General features: G+C 63.9%; 14 protein-coding genes and 4 pseudogenes. 12 read left to right on the top strand and 6 right to left on the bottom strand.

What is annotated here, in order from left to right; translation table 11 throughout:
- Positions 1 to 64: 64 nt before the first annotated feature.
- From rlmN to AB0F52_RS40235, 3 genes are all read left to right on the top strand, one after another.
- Positions 65 to 1,171: a 23S rRNA (adenine(2503)-C(2))-methyltransferase RlmN gene (gene rlmN / locus AB0F52_RS40245; RefSeq protein ID WP_360182689.1), complete on the top strand. Its 1,107-nt coding sequence runs from the start codon at positions 65 to 67 to the stop codon at positions 1,169 to 1,171.
- A gap of 35 nt (positions 1,172 to 1,206) precedes the next feature.
- Positions 1,207 to 1,479: a hypothetical protein gene (locus AB0F52_RS40240; RefSeq protein ID WP_360182716.1), complete on the top strand. Its 273-nt coding sequence runs from the start codon at positions 1,207 to 1,209 to the stop codon at positions 1,477 to 1,479.
- 459 nt (positions 1,480 to 1,938) lie between these two features.
- Positions 1,939 to 4,002: a tetratricopeptide repeat protein gene (locus tag AB0F52_RS40235; protein ID WP_360182687.1), complete on the top strand. Its 2,064-nt coding sequence runs from the start codon at positions 1,939 to 1,941 to the stop codon at positions 4,000 to 4,002.
- Positions 4,003 to 4,649: 647 nt separating this feature from the next.
- Here AB0F52_RS40235 and AB0F52_RS40230 read toward each other — a convergent pair.
- The gene (locus AB0F52_RS40230) at positions 4,650 to 7,799 is read right to left on the bottom strand and encodes an N-6 DNA methylase (RefSeq protein WP_360182685.1); all 3,150 of its coding nucleotides are present in this window, start codon (positions 7,797 to 7,799) and stop codon (positions 4,650 to 4,652) included.
- A 292-nt stretch (positions 7,800 to 8,091) separates the two neighbouring features.
- A complete protein-coding gene (locus AB0F52_RS40225) occupies positions 8,092 to 8,634 on the bottom strand; it encodes an SLATT domain-containing protein (RefSeq protein ID WP_360182683.1) in 543 nt (180 codons plus the stop codon).
- A gap of 350 nt (positions 8,635 to 8,984) precedes the next feature.
- Between AB0F52_RS40225 and AB0F52_RS40220 the strand changes: the two genes are divergently transcribed.
- From AB0F52_RS40220 to AB0F52_RS40200, 5 genes and pseudogenes are all read left to right on the top strand, one after another.
- Entirely contained in the window at positions 8,985 to 9,542 is a 558-nt protein-coding gene (locus tag AB0F52_RS40220; protein WP_360182681.1) for a hypothetical protein, read from the top strand.
- A gap of 17 nt (positions 9,543 to 9,559) precedes the next feature.
- Positions 9,560 to 11,641: a tetratricopeptide repeat protein gene (locus tag AB0F52_RS40215; protein ID WP_360182679.1), complete on the top strand. Its 2,082-nt coding sequence runs from the start codon at positions 9,560 to 9,562 to the stop codon at positions 11,639 to 11,641.
- Positions 11,642 to 11,956: 315 nt separating this feature from the next.
- Positions 11,957 to 12,529 (top strand): annotated as a pseudogene (locus tag AB0F52_RS40210) (radical SAM protein); the annotation flags it as partial.
- 36 nt (positions 12,530 to 12,565) lie between these two features.
- The gene (locus AB0F52_RS40205) at positions 12,566 to 12,829 is read left to right on the top strand and encodes a hypothetical protein (RefSeq protein ID WP_360182677.1); all 264 of its coding nucleotides are present in this window, start codon (positions 12,566 to 12,568) and stop codon (positions 12,827 to 12,829) included.
- A 412-nt stretch (positions 12,830 to 13,241) separates the two neighbouring features.
- Positions 13,242 to 13,955, top strand: coding sequence for an SAVMC3_10250 family protein (locus AB0F52_RS40200; protein ID WP_360182676.1), 714 nt, complete (start codon positions 13,242 to 13,244; stop codon positions 13,953 to 13,955).
- A gap of 104 nt (positions 13,956 to 14,059) precedes the next feature.
- Here the strand turns inward: AB0F52_RS40200 and AB0F52_RS40195 are convergent, their stop codons facing one another.
- Positions 14,060 to 14,797 carry a hypothetical protein gene (locus AB0F52_RS40195; protein ID WP_360182673.1) on the bottom strand — a complete coding sequence of 246 codons (738 nt, stop codon included), beginning with the start codon at positions 14,795 to 14,797 and terminating at the stop codon, positions 14,060 to 14,062.
- Positions 14,798 to 15,055: 258 nt separating this feature from the next.
- Here AB0F52_RS40195 and AB0F52_RS40190 point away from each other — a divergent pair, with 258 nt between their 5' ends.
- Complete coding sequence (locus tag AB0F52_RS40190) at positions 15,056 to 15,256, top strand: hypothetical protein (RefSeq protein WP_360182671.1); 201 nt, start codon at positions 15,056 to 15,058, stop codon at positions 15,254 to 15,256.
- Between the two features lie 187 nt (positions 15,257 to 15,443).
- Here the strand turns inward: AB0F52_RS40190 and AB0F52_RS40185 are convergent.
- From AB0F52_RS40185 to AB0F52_RS40175, 3 genes and pseudogenes are all read right to left on the bottom strand, one after another.
- A pseudogene (locus AB0F52_RS40185) lies at positions 15,444 to 16,136 on the bottom strand (IS256 family transposase); the annotation flags it as partial.
- Positions 16,137 to 16,213: 77 nt separating this feature from the next.
- A protein-coding gene (locus tag AB0F52_RS40180) for an IS5 family transposase (RefSeq protein ID WP_360182668.1) occupies positions 16,214 to 17,061 on the bottom strand; the annotation gives its coding sequence in 2 pieces (ribosomal slippage) (positions 16,214 to 16,711 and positions 16,714 to 17,061; 846 coding nt in all).
- A 261-nt stretch (positions 17,062 to 17,322) separates the two neighbouring features.
- Complete coding sequence (locus AB0F52_RS40175) at positions 17,323 to 20,118, bottom strand: NACHT domain-containing protein (RefSeq protein ID WP_360182665.1); 2,796 nt, start codon at positions 20,116 to 20,118, stop codon at positions 17,323 to 17,325.
- 576 nt (positions 20,119 to 20,694) lie between these two features.
- Here AB0F52_RS40175 and AB0F52_RS40170 point away from each other — a divergent pair.
- From AB0F52_RS40170 to AB0F52_RS40160, 3 genes and pseudogenes are all read left to right on the top strand, one after another.
- Positions 20,695 to 21,501, top strand: a pseudogene (locus tag AB0F52_RS40170) (IS481 family transposase); the annotation flags it as partial.
- Between the two features lie 661 nt (positions 21,502 to 22,162).
- Positions 22,163 to 22,735: pseudogene (locus AB0F52_RS40165) on the top strand (radical SAM protein); the annotation flags it as partial.
- A gap of 37 nt (positions 22,736 to 22,772) precedes the next feature.
- Positions 22,773 to 23,045, top strand: coding sequence for a hypothetical protein (locus tag AB0F52_RS40160; protein ID WP_360182714.1), 273 nt, complete (start codon positions 22,773 to 22,775; stop codon positions 23,043 to 23,045).
- Positions 23,046 to 23,310: the final 265 nt, after the last annotated feature.

The raw sequence follows: 23,310 nt of genomic DNA, 5'->3' as shown, positions 1-23,310 counted from the left end.
TGGGGTACACCGGGCTAGGGTGGCCCGGGCGGTGCCGGCGGGCGCATGGGACACTGATCCGGTTATGACTGCCCTTCCCCTCGTCTTCGACGCGCCCAAGCGCGGCCTGCCGCCGCGCCACCTCGCCGACCTCTCGGTGTCCGAGCGCGCGGCCGCCGTCGCCGAACTGGGGGAGAAACCGTTCCGCGCGAAGCAGCTGTCGAACCACTACTTCTCCCGCCTGACGGTGGACCCGGAGGAGATGACGGACATCCCGGCGGCGTCCCGGTCACGGCTGGTCGCGGACCTGATGCCGACGCTGCTGACGGAGGTCCGCGCCCTGGCGGCCGACGACGGCGCGACGCGCAAGACGCTGTGGCGAGCCCACGACGGCACGCTCCTGGAGAGCGTCCTGATGCGCTATCCGGACCGGGCGACGCTGTGCATCTCGAGCCAGGCGGGCTGCGGCATGGCGTGCCCGTTCTGCGCGACCGGCCAGGGCGGGCTGGACCGCAACCTGTCGACGGCGGAGATCGTCGACCAGGTCCGGTCCGCGGCGGCGGTCATGCGCGACGGGGCGATGCCCGGTGGGCCCGGCCGGCTGTCGAACATCGTCTTCATGGGGATGGGTGAACCACTCGCGAACTTTCGTCGCGTTATATCGGCGATATATCGGATCGTAGATCCGGCTCCTGCTGGGCTTGGTATTTCTCAGCGTTCGGTGACGGTGTCGACGGTGGGTCTGGCGCCGGCGATCCGGAAGCTGGCGGACGAGAAGTTGCAGGTGCGGCTCGCGGTGTCGCTGCACACGCCGGACGACGAGCTGCGGGACACGCTGGTGCCGGTGAACAACCGGTGGTCGGTGGACGAGGTGCTGTCGGCTGCGCGGTACTACGCGGACACCTCCGGTCGTCGGGTGTCGATCGAGTACGCCTTGATTCGGGACATCAACGACCAGCCGTGGCGGGCGGAGCTGTTGGCGAAGCGGCTGCGGAAGCACTTGGGGCAGCTGGTGCACGTGAACGTGATTCCGTTGAACCCGACTCCGGGTTCGAAGTGGGATGCGTCGCCGAAGCCGGTGGAGCGGGAGTTCGTCCGCTTGGTGAACGCCGGCGGCGTCGCGTGCACGGTCCGGGACACTCGGGGCCAGGACATCGCCGCGGCCTGTGGCCAGCTGGCGGCTGAAGGCTGAAATTTGTTCGTGTCGATGATGGAGTATTTGTCGTGATGTATGCCCCCAGCCTGTTGGATCCGGCTGCGGAGGAGCTTCGGCTCGCGGACGCGGTTGGTCGCGGAGCAACCGAGGTGGCCCGTGAGGCCCGCACGTTGCTGGGTGAGCGATTCAGCTCGGTGACGTTCATGTACGTCCTGATGCGGGCCTTCGAGGTCGAGTACACCGCAGCGCGGGACGCCTCCCGCTGGCACGAGTTCCACGGCGGGCCGCGGGCGCTGTCGGACGCTGACCTGGAGAAGCTGCTCGCTCCCTGGCTTGATCGCTGACGATTCGATCAGCCGTCTGAGGTGGGCAGCCGGCTCACCCTCACACTTCGATCACGAAAAGTTGCTCGGGCGGGGGAGGGCCGGTCCACTCTGTTGGAGCATTTCAGAGTTGCTGGCGATTGCTGCCCCTGCAGCGCGCGCGGCGTCCGACTGCTGCAGTGATCCATTTCGGAATCTATCGGTGAAGTGTGAATGGCTCTTTGACCGTGGTCTGCTCGCGATTCTCCGGTCGTGATCTAGCGTCAGATCTCTGGCGGATCGTCGCGTTGTGTGCTCCGTGTGGGTGGACCTGCGAGCGTCTGCCGTCTCTGCGCACCGAGGAAGCAACACACTGACTTCTGTGACGGAAGCCACGGGTAGTCAGGAGGACACTCGTTGCCGCCAGCTAACCCGCTGGCGCGGACGGGGTCGGTCCGGGAGGTGTCGCTGATTAGGTCAGCATGTGAAGTTGAGCCACGGGTGCCGCGGCAGTTGCCGCTGGCGATCAAGGATTTCACCGGCCGCGCCGAGCACGTCGCGGCATTGGACGCGCTGCTGCCTGCGGAGGAGAACGGCGGGGCTGGGGGAGCGGTGGTGATTTCGGCGGTGGACGGCACCGCGGGGATCGGGAAGACCACGTTGGCGGTGTGGTGGGCACATCGAGTGCAGAGCCGGTTCCCGGATGGCACCTTGTATGTGAACCTGCGCGGCTACGGGGCTGGAGATCCGGCCACACCCGGCGAGGTGCTCGAGGGTTTCCTGCGGGCGCTGGGTCTGCGGGCCGAGGAGATCCCGGTGGGCGTCGAAGCCCTCGCGGGGTCGTTTCGGTCGGTGCTGGCGGGACGGCGAATGCTGATCGTGCTGGACAACGCCAACAATGCTGATCAGGTTCGTCCGTTGCTGCCGGGAACACCGGGATGCGTTGTTGTGGTGACCAGCCGGGAGAGCCTGACCGGGCTGGTAGTGACCGAGGCGGCGACCCGCTTGAGTCTCGACCTGCTGTCGGACGAAGAAGCCGTGACGCTTGTGTCCAGCATCCTCGGCCCGGCTTGTGCCGCAGCCGAACCGGACGCGATCCGCGAATTAGTGCGCTACTGCGCCCGGCTGCCCCTGGCATTGCGGATTGCCGCCAGTCGCGCCGCCACCCCGCACATCACCGTAGGTGATGTCGTCACCGAGCTCGCTGACGACCGGTTTCGCCTGGATGCGTTGAGTCAAGACGGGGACGAACGGGCAGCGGTGCGGGCGGTGTTCGACTGGTCTTATCGGCGGTTACCCGCGGAACAGGCCCGGGCGTTTCGCCGTCTCGGGCTGCATCCCGGCGAGGAATTCGGTGTGGAAGCGGCCGCTGCGGTGTGCGAGCTTGACCTGTCTGAGGCGAGGTGGACACTCGCGGCGTTGGCGCGAGCGCACCTGATCGAACCGGCCGCAGGCGGGCGTCGGTATCGATTCCACGACTTGCTGCGCGCCTACGCCGCCGACCGCGTCAAGCGTGACGACCCGCCGGACGAGCGAGAGCGTGCCCGGCGAGTGTTGCTGATGTGGTACGCCCACCACGCCAAGACAGCACTCCAGATTCTGTTCCCGGCGCATCGTGACTGGGATCCCGCTCTGCGATTGACCACGCAGGCCCGGCCAGAGATTCAGCTTTCCGGACGGGAAGAGACGTGGGCTTGGACGGACCTCGAGGTAGACAACCTGGTCGCGTCTACGCGAGACGCTGATCAGCACGATGAGACGCCCCTCACTCTCATCCTCGTCACGACCACCGCAATGATCTTGCACCGGCGGGGACGCTGGGATGACCTTTTCGACCTGTACTCGCGGGGCCTAAGGGCAGCCCGCCGTAGCGATGACCGCCTCGCCGAAGTCGAAGTCCAAATCAACCTTGGTGAGACACTTCAATTGCTCGGCCAGTGGCGGGACGCCGAAGGTGTGCTTCAGGTCGCATTGGAGATGGCCCGCGGCCTCAAGGATCCATGGCGGGAGGCGGCGGCACTCCTGCAACTTGGTAGTGGGTGCGTGGCGCTGAAGCAGTTTGCGCAGGCACAGAACTATCTGCTGGCAGCGTCGCCGCTGGCCCCTGGTGCCCAAAACGGTCGCGTAGAGGCCTACATCGAGTGGGTGTCGAGCCGCGTGTTCTCGGGACTGGGCGACTATCAAGCAGCTCTGCATCACGGCCACCGCAGCGTTGCCTTCTTCCAGCAAGCCGGTGATCGTGAAGGGGAAGTCGGCTGTCTGCGTGGAATGGCGATAATCCACCACAGTCTCGGTGATCATCAGATGGCGATCGAGCTGTGTGAGCAGGCCATTCGTATAGTTTCACGCCAATTCTTCCCCACAGCTGTTGCCCGCGTGCTAGGCACACTTGGCGTCGTGCTGCGCGACATCGGCGACACTGCACGGGCCATCGGCTGCTGGCGCGAAGCCTTGAAAATATACGAGGACTGCAGCCCCGAAGAGGTTGCGCTCGATGATCTGCGTGAACTACTCCATGCCCTTGAAGCTGCCGTTGGCGCGGATCCCAACCTTGAAGACCGGTGATCAGTGGCAGCCAAGCTGACGCTCGCGCGTTGCCCAGCAAGCCTATCGGCGAATCAGTCTTGAGCAGCGCGTCGGCGGTGCTGCGGTCCACGGGGACAACCGGGCAGCGGTTCGGGGCATGGCGCACCTGCCAGCGGCGGGAATCGTCCCGCGTCGACTGGGTCGGCGGGGCCGTGCACGGGGGAAGTCGTCCGCGAGCTGCTGCACTTCGCGGAGAATCCGGTCACTGGCACCGTGGAGCCGGGCGAGCTCTCGCCCGGGATCACTGCGCTTGGCGAGCTCAACGCAGTGTGGCTGGACGGTGTCCGAGTTCGGTACCGGCCGTTCCTGCCGACCGGACTCGCTCCCGCCCGTATCGCGATGTGGCGGCACCTCGACGAGGAAGAGCTGAGCGGAGCCGCCGACTACCAGCCGAGGCCTGACCCTGCCTCTTCCACCGGCCTCGGCTGTTGTTCGTGTGGTTACCGATGGCGGGGGCTGCGGGGTCGGTGTCGACTCGGTGGCCCCGCATCTGGTTGTGCCGCACGAGGCTATCGACCTCGACGGCGAGCACGCCGATCGGGCATGACGGAGTTCGTCTGGCAGGCGAGGCCGTCACCGATCCCGGCCTGCCCCGCTACGACGAGCAGGCCGGTGCTGATCTGATCTCACTCGCCTTCCGCCGGTGCCGGTGACTGTGTGACGTCGGCAGCGTGGTCCGCCAGGCTGCGCAGGGTGATGTCGTCGCCCATGACCGTGTTGATCAGGAACAGTTCGCGCGTTTGACAGTCGGCGCAAATCCTCGCTTCGGCCAGCGGTGACAGGTCGACCGGCCGGCCGGTTTCGGTGGTGGTGTCGGTGCCCGTGTAGATCCGGCCTGGTCGCAACGGATAGGTGCTCGACCGCTCGAACGGTTCCCAGCTGGGGTGGCTTCCCCTGAGGCGCTGTCCGACGAGCAGGTAGGAGAACTCGTCTTGGTATTCACAGCGCGCCACCCAGTCCCAGTGGACCGTGGACAGCCAATTGGCGGAGGTAAGGGCCGACAGGACCACCGGTTCCAGCGCATCAGCCTCGTCCTCCAGCTGGTGTGTCGCGCGTACGCCGTGCGCATGGGAAGAGTCGTTCCGGGCGTCCTTAATCGCCCGTAGCAACTCGACCAGCCGAGTGCCTAGTTTCAGCTCGGCCAATTCTCGCATTTTCGGAGGAGCGCTTCCCCGCATGAAGCGGTTGATGATGGTGAGCCACGTGCCGAAGGTCGCCCCGGTCCGGAACGACCTGTCCAGGGTGGCTGGGAGTCGGCCGCCGTCGGAAGACTCGGTCAGGACCAGGATGCCGATGGTCCGAGCCAGCCCTTCACCCAGCTTGAGCAAAGCGTCTTTACGCTCAGCCGGTTGAACGCTGAGCCGGTACTGGCGAGCAAGCGCGGCGACGTGGAACGGGAACGTTAGCTCGGCTTGCCACACCGGGTCGATCGCCGAGGTCATGACATCGTCGGCCAGCCCGGCCTGCACGGCGATCGACCGGGCGTGCTCGCGGAAGTGCCGGACGTCCCGGTTGGTCGCGGAAAACACGTTCGGCACCAAGTTCGACACGGCGCCGCCCAGTGTTCTGCGGTGCCTTTGCAACTCCTCGAGCACTCCGTCGAGAAGGTCGTCGGTGATCAGGTCGATCGGGACGGGCAGGTCGTCCGGCGGGTGCCTCGGTGCGTGCGAGAAACGTGTGTGGTCGGTGCGGTGGTTGATCCACTCGCACAGCGCACGACCGTAGGGGCCGTGGGGGCGAAGCGCCGGCAGCGACGTCGCGGCCTCGCCGAAATCCGCCGGCAGTGCCCGCCAGCTCGCGCCGTTCCCCACCAGGTCGCCGCCGGTGCAGATAACCAGACGCGAGTCGGCTCCGGCGGTCGCAGGAAGTTTCGCGGCAGAATCGACCGAGTGGAGATCTTTTCCGCGAAGCTGACGCAGCTGGTGCCCGGTGTTGCTCGGCTTCACCCGATCCGCGACGGGCTCCGCCAGCTGGTGCAGATTGACGAATTCAGCGTCCAGCGTATACCGGAAGAACAACATCGGCGATATCGCGTACCCGATTTCCGCCGATTCGCGGTCAACCCACGCGTCTGGTGCACCTGGCAGGACTTCTGTGCGCAGGTATGCATCGAAGTCGGTGTCCAGGGGAACTCGCACGGAGCGGCGCTGCTCCGGATCGGGTAGCGGGGCGCCTCGGCGCATCTGAACTGTCCCGTCCGCGTGGCGGATGCCCATGGTGCGGACTACAGCTCGTCTGAACCCGGGGTCAGGTGGCCATAGGTAGCCGGCGTCGCGCACCATGCGCTTGACGCCGGCCAGCGCGGACTCTTCGTCCGGCCACGCGGAGCCGAGCTTGCCCTGGAGCGCCGCCACGACCCCCTCGAGGTTGTCGCCGTCGCGGGCGAGGCAGGACGCCGACAGCTCGGTGAGCGCGCCGTCCGTCAGCTCGAAGCGTAGGCGCAACGGGCGTTCGATGATGATCCGTTGGTGGCCGAGATCCCGGTTCTCGACGACTCGGACCCGATCGCTCATCGGGTGGTCCGGGTCCGATCGGGCCTGCACGGGGTGTAGGCACGTCTGTGCGATCACGTCGACTTGCTCGTGAGTGAGGTACTTGCCCTTCGAGCCCTGCGGCTTCCGCATCCGTTCCGCCTGATCCCGGGCGTCGACCAGGACTACCTTGCCGCGTCGGTCGTCGGATTTGCGGTTGGTCAACGTCCACAAGTACGTGGGAATCGACGTGTTGTGGAGCATGCTGTCCGGCAGGGCCACAACGCATTCGAGCCAGTCGTTCTCGATGACCCAGCGCCGGATTTCCGACTCGCCGCTGCCGGCTCGGCCTCGCTGCATCACCGGTTCGTTGAAGAGTGTGACGACCCGACTTCCCGCCGGGTTCATCTTCGAAAGCAGGTGCTGCAAGAAGAGCAGTGAACCGTCGGCCATGCCTGGTATACCTGCGCCGAAACGGCCAGCCATGCCGAGGTTCTCATGCTCCTGCCGGACGAATTCTGCCGACTTCTTCCACTCCACTCCGAAGGGGGCGGTGGCGATGAGATAGTCGAACTGTTGGTCGGGATGTCGATCGTCGGAGAGTGTGTCGCCCAGTTCGATACGGCTCGAATCTCGGTCTTCCAGGAGCATCCGCATGCGGCAAATCGCCCAGGTTTCGTGGTTGATCTCCTGGCCGTACAACCCCAGATCGAGCGCGGGGTTGATGGCCGCGAGCTGCTTGCTCAGCTCGTTCAGGAAGCCACCGGATCCACACACGGGATCGAGTGCGGTTCTGGGTGAGCTGGTCGTTGCCAACGCGGCGGAATCGGGTCCCACCAGGAGCTTAACCGCCAAGGTGGCGACATCGGGTGGGGTGGAAAACTCGCCCGTCTGCTCGATGAATCGGTCGGCGGCACCGCGGCACAGATCGTCAAAGACGTGGACAATATCACTGTTTGAAACAGTTTCAGCGCTCAGGTCGATCTCCGCGAACCGCGCGACGACCTGATGGAGCACGGCGTTGTCGTCCAACTGCTGCATGATCCGAAGAAAGTCGTATTCTTCCAGGGGGACGCGGACAATCGGCGGAAAGGATCCGATGTAGTCGGAAAACGCCTGAACGGTGATGTCCGGCCGGGTCGCCAGCTCCGCGAGCGTGACGTTTTCGCCAGCTCGGACGGATTCCAGCCGACGGAGCACGGTGAAGGGAATGAGTATTTTCGCGTGTTCCGAGGAGGTGAGCCTGCCACGCATGAGGTCGGCGACGGACCACACCAGGCTGGTCAGGTTTCGAAAGTTGCTCACGTGTCTCCCGGTCGACTTGCTGGTGTGTCACAGCCCGCCGGTGCGGTGCACGGCGAAATTGGATTGTCGCACGCCTGACGAGCGCCGCGTACGTCGCCGAGCGCCGAGAGATCGATTCCCGTTGTCCCCAGCGGACCTCGCTGCCGGACCAGCCTTCTTCGCGAACTCGATGTGATCTCGCTGTCGGCGTCCCTCCTCGGCGGCTAACGTCCTTCGTATGGGCCATCTCTGTCATCCGATCCAGTCCTGGGAGCCTGCACAGCTTGCTGTCCAGACGTCCAGCAGGCTGAGGCTACGGCTTCATGCTCTGGTCCGGGTCATCGAAAATATGTGGAGCGACAATTCGTTTCTTTGCCGAGAATCGCTTCCCTCTCCAGATTGCCAGGACTGATGGGGGGTCGGAAGAACGGTTTATCTCCTCCTGGCGAAGAGTGATAGCTTCAAGTCGTGCACGTGCTTCGTGATGCGTGAGACTCTCGAGGTCAATCCGCTCGAGTCTGCGGGCGGAATTACGCACCTCTAGGTATGCATTTCCGGAGTGTTCGGCCGTAAATTGCCGCTTCTGTGCGCCGAGTATTGCCTGGAGTGAGGCGAGGGATGCTGACACAAGCGAAAGGACTCCGACGACGCCAGAGCTGGCGGACCCCGAGAGTGCCAGTCCGCCAGCCACCGCGGCGCTGGCCGCCGCGGGCAAGCCGACGGCAAGATTTATAAAGCGCCACAATAATGCCTGTGCAAATTGCATTCCTGCAATATTGTGGGCCTGAGCTTGGATGGTTTTCAACTCCTTTTCGAGAGCTCTTCGCTTTGTGTTATTGCTTTCGGCGTCTGTCACAAAACCTCCATCGTTAATCATGAGACCGAGTAGTTGTAACCTGAATATCGTTGAAGACCCGTCAGGTCATTGCAAGCAAATTAGGCCTTCGGTGCGCCGCAGCGTAACCTGCAGGTGCTCGCGTCGCCGAGCGGCAGCGGGGTCGATCCCAGGCTGCCGTGTGTCGCGGCTTTCGCCGAGGCAGCCGGAGTCGGCGGCAGGCGGGTTTGGCGCGCCGGACGCTAGCTGTTGCGATGGTGGGCTGGCAAGGTCCGCTTCAAGCATGGCAGCGGAGCCGATCTCGGCGACCAGATGCGCCGTGACGGTGGCAGTCGATCCCGGGCAGTATATGGGTTGCTTGGCAAGGCGGATTGATCTTCGCGACGTATAGATCCTCACTCGTCGTTGTTAACGTTCTTCCGGGCGGAACGACCTACATTGAGGATCTGTCGAACCGACTGGGAGGCTACGTGAGCGGCGTCGAAGTCGTGGTTGGGTTCCTGATCGCCTGGCTAGTGCGTCGTGCGAAGCACGTGGGCGATCGGTTCGAGGGGAAGGTCGATGCCACCTTGGACGCAGGCCTTGACAAGCTGCACGACGTGGTGGCTCGCAAATTGGGCAACGATCCCGCCCTCGCTGTCCTCGAGGACGAGGCAGCCAAAACTGGCGAGGCCACGGCGAGGACTAAGATGAGGGTTCGGCTCGCGCTGGAGGAAGCTGTCGAGGGTGACGAGACCTTCGCCTCCGAACTCGCTGCTGCCGTTCACGAGGTCCAGGGCGGCCCCGGGGCGGTCGCAGGAGACCACGCCGTCGTCGTCGCCGGAGGGGTGAGTGCGACCGGCGGAGGTATCGCGATCGGTGGGGTCACGGGTGGCTCAGTCGGGGTTAACCTCCCGGACCCTCTGGAGCCGACGCGAAACCAGGGCTGACCGCGTCCGGCGTCTCTGTGCCCAACCCGCTCGTGCCAGCTGGCCGCTTCGGCAATGCGTTCGGCCAGGTCGGCCAGGTCATCGTCAACCAGACGCTCGCGGCTGCGGCTTCCCGCACGATGGTCGACCGAGTGATCTGTCCTCAGGTCGGAGGTCTTGTTCGCGTCGTGGGGCGCGAAGACGAGTTGAGGCAGCTGGTCGCGGGACTGGCGACTGGTCGCATGCCCGTGGTCCGCATTTTGTGCGGCATGGGAGGTGTAGGCAAGACGACCTTGGCCCGTGCTTACGCTCAGCGACACCAAGGTGACTACCAGATCGTATGGTGGATCCGGGCGGAAGATTCCGACGCTATTGACGCCGAATTCCGCGGTTTGCTGGAGTTCCTCTTGCCTCCGGGTGAAGCGGGCCGCATCCGCGACGCCCGGTCCGCGGCGCTGATCCTGTTGTCCCGCTGGCGGAACCCCTGGTTGCTCATTCTGGATAACGTGGCGGATGCGGCGGTCGCGCAATCTCTCATACCCGGCGCAGGCAACGGTCATGTGCTGATCACCAGCCAGTCTGGTCACTGGCCAGTCGAGGACGCAGTTCTGCGGATCGGCGCTCTCACGCCGGCAGGGGCGATCGATCTACTCATCCATCTGTCGCTGGACACCGACCGAAGAAGCGCCGAAGCGCTGGCTGCCGACCTGGGACGGCTCCCGTTGGCCCTCAGCCAGGCAGGATCGTTCACTCGCGCCAATGGCATCGACCTCGCCACCTATCTCCGGCTCTACCAGGCGCGGTCGAGTGAGCTGAACGCCGATGCCCAGCCACCCGATTACCCTCACACTGTGGCTACCACGTGGCAGCTTGCGATCGGACGGCTCCCGCCGAGCGCGGCGGCGCTGCTGAACCTCCTTTCCTTCTACGCCTCCGATGCGATTCCGGTTTCGTTGCTGCTTGCCGGTGTTCCGGAGACGATCGATTTGCCCGTCGCGGTCGGACCACAGCTGCGTCCGCTGCTCGCCGACGAGCTGACCAGGCGTCGCGCCGTGGGCGTGCTGCACGGCCACAGCCTGATCACCGGCGCCGGGGTGGACAGCGTTACGGTCCACCGCTTGGTGCAAGCCGTGACCCTCGACCGGCTCCGCGCCCTATCCGAGGCTGGCGCGTGGGCCGAGGCTGCCCACTCGCTCGTCGTCGCCGCGATGCCTCCGTGTGATTCCGTGACTGCCGCCAGCCTCGGTACCTGGAATGTCCTCCGTGCGCACGTGCGCAAGCTCTTGGACATCCTGCCACTGGAGCAAGCCCCAGTCCTCGTCACTCGGCGGGACGTCGCCTGCTGGACCGGCTACGCCGGTGATCCAGCTATGGCCCGGGACTTGCTCCGCGATCTGCTCCCAGTGTGCGAGCAGGTACTCGGCGGCGAGCACCCAGCGACCCTCGCCACCTGCCACGAACTTGCGTATTGGACCGGGCACGCCGGCGATCCAGCTATGGCGCGCGACTTGCTCCGCGATCTACTTCCCGTCCGCGAGCGCGCACTCGGCGCCGAACATCCGGCCACCCTGACGACTCGACACGACCTCGCGAGCTGGACCGGGCACGCTGGCAATCCCGTTGCCGCGCGCGACCAGGTCAGAGAGCTCTTGACCACGGGCGAACGAGCACTGAGCACCGAGCATGCCGCGGTGCTGGCCGTCTGGAGCACGTTGGCCCGTCTCACCGGTGAAACGGGTGACGCGGCCGCCTCCCGTGACCTGTTCGCCGAGCTGCTGCCGGTCCGGCAACGAGTACTCGGCCTCGAACATCCTCGGACACTGCTCGTGGAGAGTCACTTGGCCTATTGGACCGGCCAGTCAGGCAACCCGGCTGGAGCTCGCGATCTGCTGGCCGAGCTGCTTCCCGTTCGTGTGCGAATTCTGGGTGCAGAACACCCCGTCACCCTGTCGACTTGCCACGATGTCGCTGTCTGGACCGGTCGTGCTGGCGATGCGGCAGGCGCCCGTGATCTCCTCGTCGAACTGCTGCCTATCCGCGAACGAGTGCTGGGCGTCGAACACCCCGATGCTGTCGAGACACGTGACGCGCTCGACTACTGGCGTGCTCAGGTGGTTTGAACGTCCACCCAGTGGGACACGCGGGCCGGTAGAGCGCACGGCCAGTTGGTGACCAACTGGGCTAGGCCGTCCCCGTCGTCCGCTTCGTTGACCAGGTGCCAAAACACACCACCGACGCAACATGAGGGAAGTCTCGACGACCTCGGGTGCTATTGCTCGCTGGAGCCTAGCGATAAGTCGGCGATGTATCGAGTCTCGGGCGATGTGCTCTGCTTGGGAATTGGGCTGAGGATTCATCGAGTGGCGAAGGGCACAGTAGTGAGTTGGATGGACGGTGACCTGCGCAAACCTGGAGCTTCTGACAGTTGTAAAAGGGTAGGGATGGGTGAACCTCTCGCGAATTTTCGTCGCGTTATATCGACGATATATCGAATCGTTGATCCGGCTCCTGCTGGCCTTGGCATCTCTCAGCGGTCGGTTACGGTGTCGACGGTCGGATTGGCGCCGGCGATCCGGAAGCTGGCGGACGAGAAGCTGCAGGTCCGCCTCGCGGTGTCGCTGCACACGCCGGACGACGAGCTGCGGGACACTCTCGTGCCCGTGAACAACCGCTGGTCGATCGACGAGGTGCTCTCCGCCGCGCGGTACTACGCCGACACCTCCGGACGACGGGTGTCGATCGAGTACGCCCTGATTCGGGACATCAACGACCAGCCGTGGCGAGCCCAGCTGCTCGCGAAGCGGCTGCGCCAGCACCTGGGTCAGCTGGTCCACGTCAACGTCATCCCGCTGAACCCCACCCCGGGGTCCAAGTGGGACGCGTCGCCGAAGCCGGTGGAGCGGGAGTTTGTCCGCCTGGTGAACGCCGGCGGCGTCGCCTGCACGGTCCGGGACGCCCGGGGCCAGGACATCGCCGCGGCCTGCGGGCAGCTGGCCGCTGAAGGCTGAGTTCGTGTTCGTTTCGATGATGGAGTGTTTGTCGTGATGTTCACCCCCAGTCTGTTGGATCCGGCTGCGGAGGAGCTTCGGCTCGCGGACGTGGTCGGCCGCGGCGCGACCGAGGTGGCCCGGACGCTGCTGGGTGAGCGGTTCAGCTCGGTGACGTTCATGTACGTGCTGATGCGAGCGTTCGAGGTCGAGTACACCGCGGCGCGGGACGCCTCGCGCTGGCACGAGTTCCACGGCGGGCCGCGTGCGTTGTCGGATGCGGAGCTGGAGAAGCTGCTTGCTCCCTGGCTCGACCGCTGACCATCGCTTACCCGCGTCGCCGTCAACCTGACGCGCTACGTCTCGATATGGCGAGGTTGCGCGAGATGCCGCCATTGATCAGTTCGTTCACCTGGGGGTCGGGTAGCGGTCGGGCTGCGGTGTGGACCCGTCCACGATCAGCGGTCAGCTGACAGCCGGTCGACGCCGAGCACTTACTTGGCCTGGCGACGAGCGCCCAAGGCGGCGCGGCAGCCCTCGATTGGCAGAGGAGCCTCAACGGCGGCGTGTGGACGGTCTTCCAGTTCTACGGGGCGAGTGGGGCGCACTTCTCATCCTGTCATCCTGCCGCCGAAAGACTCGTCCCCGGGGCTCAGGGCCCGCCGGCTATCACGGGGCGATTTTCGAGGCGTGGATCGTCGCGTTGCGGGCAGAGTTCGTGCAGTATGGCTAGATGCACGAGCTTGTGTACGTATCTGACGCGAAGCTCTATCAGTTGGCGAAAGGTCTTCCTCGCGGCTCTGGTGGGTCGCGCGACTTGGAAGCGGAATTTAAGACGCCTTTGGGTGGATTTAAGATCGGCAGGCCTGCTCGGAAGAGGGAACCCAGTCTCGCCGCCGCGATCCGAATATTGAACCAGTCGTCCCGAGCGCCTGCCTGGTTCGCTGAAACTACAGTCAGGCCTGGGGAATGGATTCAATTTGAGTCTCCCCTTGCTCACCGTGTAGCCGGTGACGCGGTGATATTTCTTGATGACGACGAGCCGAGCGACGAGTATCCGACCGGTGGGCGCCTGAGGTTGTTGCTGCACGGATCGCGTCGCCATCTCGTCGGCGAACGGCCGACGGATCTGGATGATGACATACCGAACTTGCTCCCTAGTTCGTCCTGGGTAACCTTCGGTGAATACCTCCTGCGAACTATTGATGAATTTGGGAATAAGGGGCGCAAAACGGCTGATAAAAATACTTGGAGGCCGTATGGTTCTGACGATGTCGAACACGGAATTCATGTGCTTACCGAAATAATGCGGCCGCGCTACGCGGCAGCGTGGATGGCGGGCTATGCGCGAGTCACTGCCGTGATTCCGATCGACGGTGGCGTCGTCCTCGCCGCGACACCATTATACGTCGAGTACATCGAGTCGCCGGGGATTGACCACTCCTAACTGTACTTAGTGTATCTCGCCGGTCGTGCGCCACACCCTGGGCGAGATGCTGGTCGCGAGGTCTGTCGCGTTCGCTTGGCGGGGCTGGCGCTCCATCCATGAACTTACGAATGGGTGACAGTCAGGCGGCTGAGCTCTTTGAGGTAAGTGGAGGCGCGCAGCGTGGTGCTCGAATTGGCCGGTGTGCCTGGGTTGGTGCGGAGCGTTGCGTTGGGGAAGGACGGCCCCGGTTCTCCAGTTGGCACTCCGCGGATGATCTCGATGTTGTTGTGGCATTTGGTCATTGCAGACACTATCTCTTGATAGGTCAGGACATTGTCTCCAATGACCGTCGATGTGTTCGCAATCCGTAGCGAGAATGGGTCCGATCGCCCGAAGTTCTTGATCTTCGACGTCCCAGTCAGCTTCTCGTCGGCGTGTTCTATCGCGTTGCGTGAGTAGGCCAGCCGTCGCTCCTGTCGCTCAGTCAGGCGTGGGCCCGCTCTGCCGATCTTGTTCGCGCGAAGTGCTCGAGCGTTGAGCACTGCTCGATGCAGGGCACTGATGCAGTTCTCCATGTGATCGATCGCCCGCAGGTAGCAGCTCGTCTGCAGCGAGGTGCCAGGCGCGACGTATGCCAGTAGTTCCGTGCGAGCGGCGTCATACTCTCGCAGGGCCTTGTCGGTAAGCCGTGCAAAGTTTACGAAGAGACCGACCAGTATGCGATCCGGAGGTATGCCTGCCGGGACTCCTGAAAAAGCTCGGTCGAGCAGAATGTTGGTGACGCTCCGGTTTGAGAGGTGGTCGACGGGCGGAATCGCCAGGCCTTCCTCGGTGAGACTTACGCGATCGGCGCGGGGCATGGTCGGGTTCATACGGCACGTGGCCGCCATCCTCAACCTGCCACGCCGGTCCCGAGCCCGGCGTCACTCGCGTCGATCGGTCGGTTCACGCCGGAGCGGACCAGCGGCGGGGTGACGCTGGGCCGGGATGGACGCGTGCGCGGTCAACAGCCTGCGGGCAGTCCTGCCGGAGTTGGTCACGCGGCGTTACAGCGTCATGATGGCAAGACACGTCGTCGCGTGGGACGGTCACTGGGATCTACCGTGAGGAGACGCGGCATGGCGGGCAAATACGAACCTCTCCAGCGGTACCTCGCCGCGCTCGCGTCTGCTGACCAGGCTGCTGCTGAGCTTTCCTTCGCCGAGATCGCGGAACTGGTCAACGGTCTACCGGCCTCGGCGTACGAGCGGCGCCAATGGTGGGCCAACAACAGTCACATGCAGGCCCTGTCCTGGCGAGCGGCCGGATGGCACGTGTAGCAGGTGTACTTCGCTCAGCAACTGGTCCGCTTCGCCCGACGTGCTACTGGCGATACCTTCGCCCCTCGACCTGATGCCCTACGTCTGGCCGTACGGGACGGACGCGGAATCAACAGCCGGGATCTACCGCATGCTCGTCGACCTGACACGATCGCGGCGGACTTCTCAAACCTGGTCGTCGTCACCCGCCCTCCCCGCCAGCGCCCATCCACAGACCCAGGACGTCCTTGCGGCCGTCGACGGTGACGCCGATAGCGGCGTAGACGGGCCGGTTGGCGACCTGCCCGTCACGGACCTTGACGTGGATCGCGTCGATGAACACCGCCACATATATCGCATCCAGCGGCCGGTTGGCCCATTCCTGCATCTCCGCGACGACCTTGTCGGTGATCCGCGAGATCGTCTCCTTCGACACCGCAGCACCATAAATCTCGGCAAAATGTGCCGAAATCTCCCCGGTCGTCATTCCCTTCGCATACAGTGACAGCACGATCTCGTCCACTTCGGTGAGTCGCCGTTGCCTTTTCTTCACGATCTGCGGTTCGAACGTGCTCTCCCGGTCCCGCGGCACGTTGATACCGACTTCGCCCGCGGTGTCGGAGATCACCGTTTTCGGGCGGGTGCCGTTGCGCACATTCCTCGACTCGCGGTCGGGGTCGGCCTGGTTCTTCTCATGCCCGAGGTGCTCGGTCATCTCCTCGTTGAGGGCGGTTTCCAGCACGTTCTTGGTGAACAGCTTCAGCAGGCCGTCCGGGCCGGTCAACGCCAGCCCGCGAGCCTTCGCCTCGGCCACCATCGCCGCCGCAGCGGCCTGCTCCGGCGACAGCTCCCGCGCCGGCTTCGACTCACGCTTACGTGGACTCACAAGCTCCGATGTCATCACTCACAGTGCCCATCCCGCCGGACCTCAGCCCGGCGTGTCGGGCCGGAAACACCGATCTTGGGACAGTCCCTAAGTCATCGGAGCCAGAGGATGATGGCGGCGATGGTGAGTTCTGCCTGGTAGTAGGCGGCGCGTTTGGCGTAGCGGGTGGCCAGGTCACGGAACTGTTTGAGCCGGTTGAAGCAGCGTTCGACCACGTTGCGGTGCTTGTAGGCCTCGGCGTCGAAGGCCGGTGGTCGCCCGCCGCGGGAGCCCTTGCCCTTGCGGCGGGCGATCTGATCGTCCCGTTCGGGGCTGACGAAGGTGATTCTGCGGTCCCGCATCGCCTCCCGAGTTGAAGGATGCGAATAGGCCTTGTCCGCGATCACAGTCTTCGGCCGGCACCGCGGACGTCCCGGCCCGAGGCGGGCGACGCTGATGCCATCCAGCAACGGCACCAGTTGCGGGTTGTCTCCCGCCTGGCCGGGGGTGAGCAGGATCCGTATCGGCAGGCCTCGCCCGTCGACGGCGAGGTGGATCTTGGTGCTCAGTCCGCCGCGGGACCGGCCGAGTCCTTCTCCGTCGAGAGCGAGGGCGTCGATTTCGTCGCTGCATCCCCTTTTTTCCGGGCACCCGCGGCGTGCTGGTGCGCCCGGACCACGCTCGAGTCGACAGAGATGACCCACTCGAGGTCGCCGACGGCGTCGTCTTTGACGATCACCCGGTCGAGGATCTTGTCCCAGGTGCCGTCCTTGGTCCACAACCGCAGCCGCTCATGCGCGGTCTTCCACGGCCCGTAGCGGTCAGGCAGATCACGCCACGGGGCGCCGGTGCGCAGCTTCCACAGGATCGCGTTGATCACCTGACGGTGATCCCGCCACCGCCGCCCACCGCCTTGCTGCGGCGGCAGCAACGGCTCGATCACCGCCCACGCCTTGTCCATCAACTCACCGCGACCAACCACCCGGCACAACTACCAGAGGCCCAGCTCCACCGCTTACAGGACACGCCCTAGTCCACGTCATCGAGTTCGTATGAGCAGGTCGGCGAGGTGAGAGCCAAGCTCAACTGCCTTTGACGGCGCGTGGCCATGCACCTTCTCTTGTCGGTCCGTGTGAGTGACCAGACTCGCGGCTTGCTCCTAACAGGTCGCAAAGCCGAGGTGATTCAGACCGAAGTCGTTTGCCCTCGAACGGGCGCGATTCTACTCTGGCGGCGGCGGTGGCACGACCAGGTCGAACTCACCGTTGGTCCATGCCATGAGGAAGTCCATCATCTCGTTCGTGAACGAAGGGTGAAGGTCCAGTTTGCTGATAATCGAGCGATTGCCGCGTTTGGCGCGTGCCTCAATGAGTTCAGCCATCACTTGATCTACCTTGGACATGCGGAACGGTTGATGTCCGTGCTCATACATCTCCAAGCAAGGAAGTAATAACAACACGCCAGGCGTGATGACCTCCTGTTGTCCGAGTGGAGAATCGTCGCTGGACAATGCCTGGAAGTCGCGCCACCAGTGATCGTCGGAGATCCAAGGGTGCGGCAGATTCTGCAATTGTCGAAAGAAGTCGAATCTGTTGAAAGGTTCATCAGCAGAAAGAATCTGTTCGATCACTGATGGGTGATACGCGGTCGGATACATAACGCTTTTATAAAGTGGCTCTAGCCCGAATCGCGTAAGTATCAGTCCCGGGTCTTCGCCCGCCGCAATGCTCGCCCAAGGGGCCTGGCTACCCCACGTCCTCAAGCGTGACTCATGTCGATCGCGCAATTCCCCGACAAAAGAATCCCACACGTGCCCCATACGGCCAAGAAACGACGCTCCAGCAAGCCTGAGAACGAGGAGCATAGCTGTCTCATTGCCAGAATAGATCTGACCTTCCAGATGTGTTACAACTTTCCTCTGCACGGTGGGCAAGTTTGCTGGTGAACACTCACCTACGAGATCTCGCAGCGCCTCGTCGGCGTCTAGTGTCATGACTCCTCTGGCGAACCCGTAGTGTCCCCGCGTACCGATGTCTAGGTCGAGTGAACACTCCAGGGCAGCAGACACCACGTCGGCGATCGTATCGGGCCTGGGATGTACGTAGCGCAGGGTGCGCGCCGCAAATGGATACAAGGTCGAACCTGCCTTATGATCGCTGGAGGAGAACTCGAGCACTAGGGAAAGAAAATCGTCCACAGCGCCGTCGATGTTACGGTCCAACAGTTGGAGGCTAATTTGGGCGACCATCTCCCATTCGCTGTCCAAAATGTGAGTATCGAGTTGATTCCATAGTCTTTCAGCCGTGGAGTGAGTACGTACGAGATGCTCTGCGGCGAAGTACTCCATGAAGGTGCGGTGTGTGAAACCAAAGCGGGGCTCCTGCTCGGTCGCGCCCACATCAGTCAAGATCCAAGCGCGTCCGGTGCAAAAATCGACGAACTGCTCGGCTGTGGCAGAGGCCTCGTCCTCATCAAACTTTTTGGCTGTCAAATGGTCGGTGAGAGTGCGGACAATCGCGTGTCTGGGCTGAGCTTTTCCAGACTCCCTGGCGGTAAAAAGCTGCCACGCCAGGTACTGCACTGCGGCGCGCAACCGACCGACAAACTGAAATGGTTTGGCAATACCTCGCATGGAGTCCCAGCGATCGAACAGCATTGTTGCACATCTCTCGTAAACCTGCGCAAGGTTGCTTGGGATGTAGCGTTCGCTGGCGTACAGCGCGCAAAGCAGGGCAAGTAAAAGTGGGTTCGATCGAAGTTCTGAAATGCCCTCACTTTCCGCCATGAATGAATTACATATCTGTGGACGCTCGAGTTTCGGGATCCTCTCGTCGAGCGCGAACCAGTGCTCCGCGTAATAGCGGACCTGGTCATTGTCCAGCTCGGCTATGGCGCCGTGACTGAAAAGAGGGCTTGTTAGAGGTGCATCGGAGTAGCCGATACGCCGAGCCGTGGCTAGGACCGGTACAAGTGGATAAAGGTTGACGAAGCCGTGGACTAGATCGACGACCTTGCGTCGCAAATCGGGCTCGACCAGTTCGTCCAAACCGTCGAGCATCACGACCGCCCGGCCATTGCGCAGCAGGTACTCGATGGCCTTGTCGGGTGGCTCTAGGTTGTAAGGATCAGCGCAAGTCCGCTCCAGATAATGCACCAGGCTCTTGCCGCCGTCGCGAAAAGAGCCAGCGTGGTTCCGCAGTACCAAGAGGAGTGGCACGCGGCCTTCGGCCCCGGGGACTAGGTCGCTGGCAACATCGTGAGCAAGCTTTGCTGCGAGGGTTGACTTGCCGGCGCCCGGGTCGCCGAGTATGACGGAACGATGCCCAGACAGAGCTAGCCGCGCCGGGTGAGGCGTTTCAGACGGATGATCGGGGATGGGCAGAACACTGGGCTCAATGTAGAGTTGGTCGTACGGCACGGATTTGCTAAGCCCTAGGTGAGGCGGACGCATGTGCTCGTGCTGGGAAGCGACCTGGACGCGCAGCGCGCTGGCGAAGTCGTGGAACTCGGTTAGGTTCTCCAGCCCACGCAGAAGCTGAGAGTTCGCAACAGCTGCGGTGGTCAAACGTGTGGCTACTGCGATGAAACTTGAGTCTGGCTTGGCGCTTACGTTGATATCGACGCTCTCATCGAACGCCGTTGCGAGGGAGTCGAAGACGACGTCAGTCGCGGTGACCAGTAGTTCCTTGCGTAGGCCAGCGGAAGCACGCAGACCGTGGCGCAATTGTTCTCGGATATCCGCAGTAGCGCTCTCCCAGAAGATATCGCCGAGCGAACGACCAAGGACAAACTGAAGAGCGATCTCCTCGAAGTCAGGGGACCCGAGATAATCGGAGAGTTTTCTCGTTTCGTCCTCTTTCAGTTCGGTGAGGAAGGATTCGGCGACCCGGGTGGACACCAGCGTGCGAGCGTCGCGCCGGACGCGCTTCTTGGCCATGCGCTTCTCTGCTGCGCCGAAGAGCTTCCAACTGACCTGACTCAACGCCCTCGCTGCGGAGGCCTCGAACCCGGATGTCATAGGAGGATCAGACCATAACTCGGCCTCGTTGTCAGGTATGGGACCGGATGCCGTTATCTGTCCGTGTTGACTCGGCAGGCTGTAACGATGCATCGAGTGATCAACGCCGATATCTATAAGAACCACCGATTGTGCATGCAGTGGGAAAACGACCAACTTCAATCAAATCTATACTGCAGTTGATCAAGTCCCGGCGTCGAAGGGGGGTCGCGAGGCTTCGAGGCGGCGTAGTTCGGCGTAGGCGACTTCGAGTTGTTGGCGTCGTTGGTTGTTCTGCTCGGTGAGAGCGTCGACTCGCCGTTGGAGTCGTTCGTTTCGCGTCTGAGCCGCGGCGAGGCGGACTCGCAGGGACTGTTCACTGGCCGGGGCTGATCGTGGCGTTGGTACTTGTCCAGCGAGTTGACGCAGGCCCGCGATCAGGTCCGGTTGGGTGTAGAGCCACGACCGGGAAACGCCGGCGTCCTAGGTGTGATGTTCAGGGAGGTTGTCCCGAGTTGAGGTGACCGTGGCGGCCTGTCGTGCAGACAGGTGAAGGCCTCCGGATGTGAAGTGGAGCTGTCTAGGAACCACATCACCATCCGGAGGCCTTCGTGTCCCACCCTGACCCCACGCACCCGGCGGCGGCTGGCCCGTCTGATCGTCGAACAGGGCTGGCCCTGCGCGGCAGCAGCGAAAATGTTCATGGTCGCACCCAAAACCGCCGCGAAGTGGGCGGCCCGCTACCGCGCCGAAGGTGTGGCCGGGATGGCTGACCGCAGCTGCCGCCCCGCCTCGCAGCCCTGCCCGCACCCCCGAGCACCTGGTGTGGCCGATCGTGCGGCTGCGGTGGCGGCAGCGGCTGGGCCCGCTGCAGGTCGGCGGCCGGCTCGGCCTGCCCGCCTCGACGGTGCACGCGGTGCTGACCCGGTGCCGAATCAACCGGCTGTCCCGGATCGACCGGGTCACCGGTGAACCGCTGCGCCGCTACGAACACGACCAGCCCGGTTCGCTGATCCATGTGGATGTCACCAAGTTCGGCAACATCCCCGACGGCGGCGGCGGACACCGGTTCGTCGGCCGCGCTCAAGGCAAGCGCAACCGGGCCGCGACACTGGGCAAGCCCCGCAACGCCCGCCGCAACCCCAAGATCGGGACCGCGTTCGTGCACCTGTGCTCGACGACCACTCCCGCGTCGCCTACGCCGAAATCCATGCCGGCGAAATTGCTGCCACTGCGGTGCGCCGCGCGGTGTCCTGGTTCGCCGCCCGCGGCGTCACCGTCGAACGGGTGCGGTCGGACAACGGCTCGGCCTACCGCTCGCACGCCTGGCGCGGCACCTGCGCGGAGCTGGGGATCACCCCGAAGCGAACCCGGCCTTATCGGCCGCAGACCAATAGCAAGATCTGTGAAGACTGGGGCTTGGAACTGCGCCGGGCTCGTCTGACCCCGGCCAAGGTGTGACCCACGGGTAGTTCGTGGTGTCCTGCGTTCGATTTGTCGGCCCGCTCGGGCGCAGCACCGTATGCGCACCGGCCAGACGGGTCTGACCTGATAGGAGCTTGGATCAGGAGCCCCGTCACAGAACTGCGCGTCGGCCGGAGACACTGATCGCGCGCCTGGTCGTCGCCCGTTCCTGGCGGGAACGATCAGGCTCCTTACCGTTGACGCCCGCAGTTGGCAGGCCACCGATGCCCAGTTGCCCGAGTGTGATCGGTCGACACTTCAGCTGAACTCGCCGGACGAGGCCGTAGCCTTCCGTCGACGATTGCGAACCGAGGAATGACGCGCAAGCCGACGCTGGCGCGCCTGTCAAACGGGCGGTGTAGCTTGGGAGCCTTGCGTCCGGCGGCCCGGTGGCCCGGTGGCCGTCGAAGGCGATCTCGAACGTGTTCAACGCGGGTTGCACTGCTTCTTTCGGCGTTCGCCGCTGGTGGTCGGCTGGGGTCCGAGCTTTGTGTGGCCGGTACGGTGGGTGGGGATCGAAGCGCTGTGCGTTATCTCATATTTTGACTCAAATGGTGCTCTGGACCTGTGCGTCCACGCATCTATCTCGCGTTGTAAAAGGGTGGGGATGGGTGAATCTCTCGCGAATTTTCGTCGCGTTATATCGGCGATATATCGGATTGTTGATCCGGCTCCTGCTGGGCTTGGTATTTCGCAGCGGTCGGTGACGGTGTCGACGGTGGGGTTGGCGCCGGCGATCCGGAAGCTGGCGGACGAGAAGATGCAGGTGCGGCTGGCGGTGTCGTTGCACACGCCGGACGACGAGCTGCGGGACACCTTGGTGCCGGTGAACAACCGGTGGTCGGTGGACGAGGTGCTGTCGGCGGCGCGGTATTACGCGGACACGTCCGGGCGCCGGGTGTCGATTGAGTACGCGTTGATCCGGGACATCAACGACCAGCCGTGGCGAGCGGAGCTGCTGGCGAAGCGGCTGCGCAAGCACTTGGGGCAGTTGGTGCACGTGAACGTGATCCCGTTGAATCCGACGCCGGGTTCGAAGTGGGATGCGTCGCCAAAGCCGGTGGAGCGGGAGTTCGTGCGGCTGGTGAACGCCGCCGGCGTCGCGTGCACCGTGCGGGACACGCGCGGTCAGGAGATCGCGGCGGCGTGTGGCCAGCTGGCCGCTGAAGGCTGATCTTGTTCGTTTCGATGATGGTGGAGTGTTTGTCGTGATGTATGCCCCCAGCCTGTTAGACCCGGCTGCGGAGGAGCTTCGGCTCGCGGACGTGGTCGGCCGCGGTGCGACCGAGGTTGCCCGCGAGGCACGGAACCTGTTGGGTGAGCGTTTCAGCTCGGTGACGTTCATGTACGTGCTGATGCGCGCGTTCGAGGTCGAGTACGCCGCCGCCTGTGACGCGGCCCGGTGGCACGAGTTCCACGGCGGCCCGCGCTCGCTGTCGGACGCCGACCTGGAGAAGCTGCTGGCACCGTGGCTCAGCCGCTGACGTTCGTCATCGCGTGCGGCTCACTTGGCCGTCGTTGCGGTAGCGTTCGTCCGGTGGAACCAAAGGACAGCGTCCCACCTGCGGTAGCTTCGTTCACGTGCGCGTGCGAAGACGCTCGTGCGCAATTGGCCTCGGACGTCGCCTGGTAGAGGTCGATAACTTCCAGGATCCAGTGTCGCATTGCTTGTTCCATCGTTACGCATGCTGTTACTGTCTGGGTCGCGAGGTCGGTGTCGAGGGCGGCAGACTCTCGATGAGATTTTGT

This window comes from Amycolatopsis sp. NPDC024027 (assembly GCF_040638975.1).
GTDB lineage: Bacteria > Actinomycetota > Actinomycetes > Mycobacteriales > Pseudonocardiaceae > Amycolatopsis.
The sequence above is the reverse complement of the archived record's forward strand: the minus strand, read 5'-3'. Positions and strand labels throughout refer to the sequence as shown.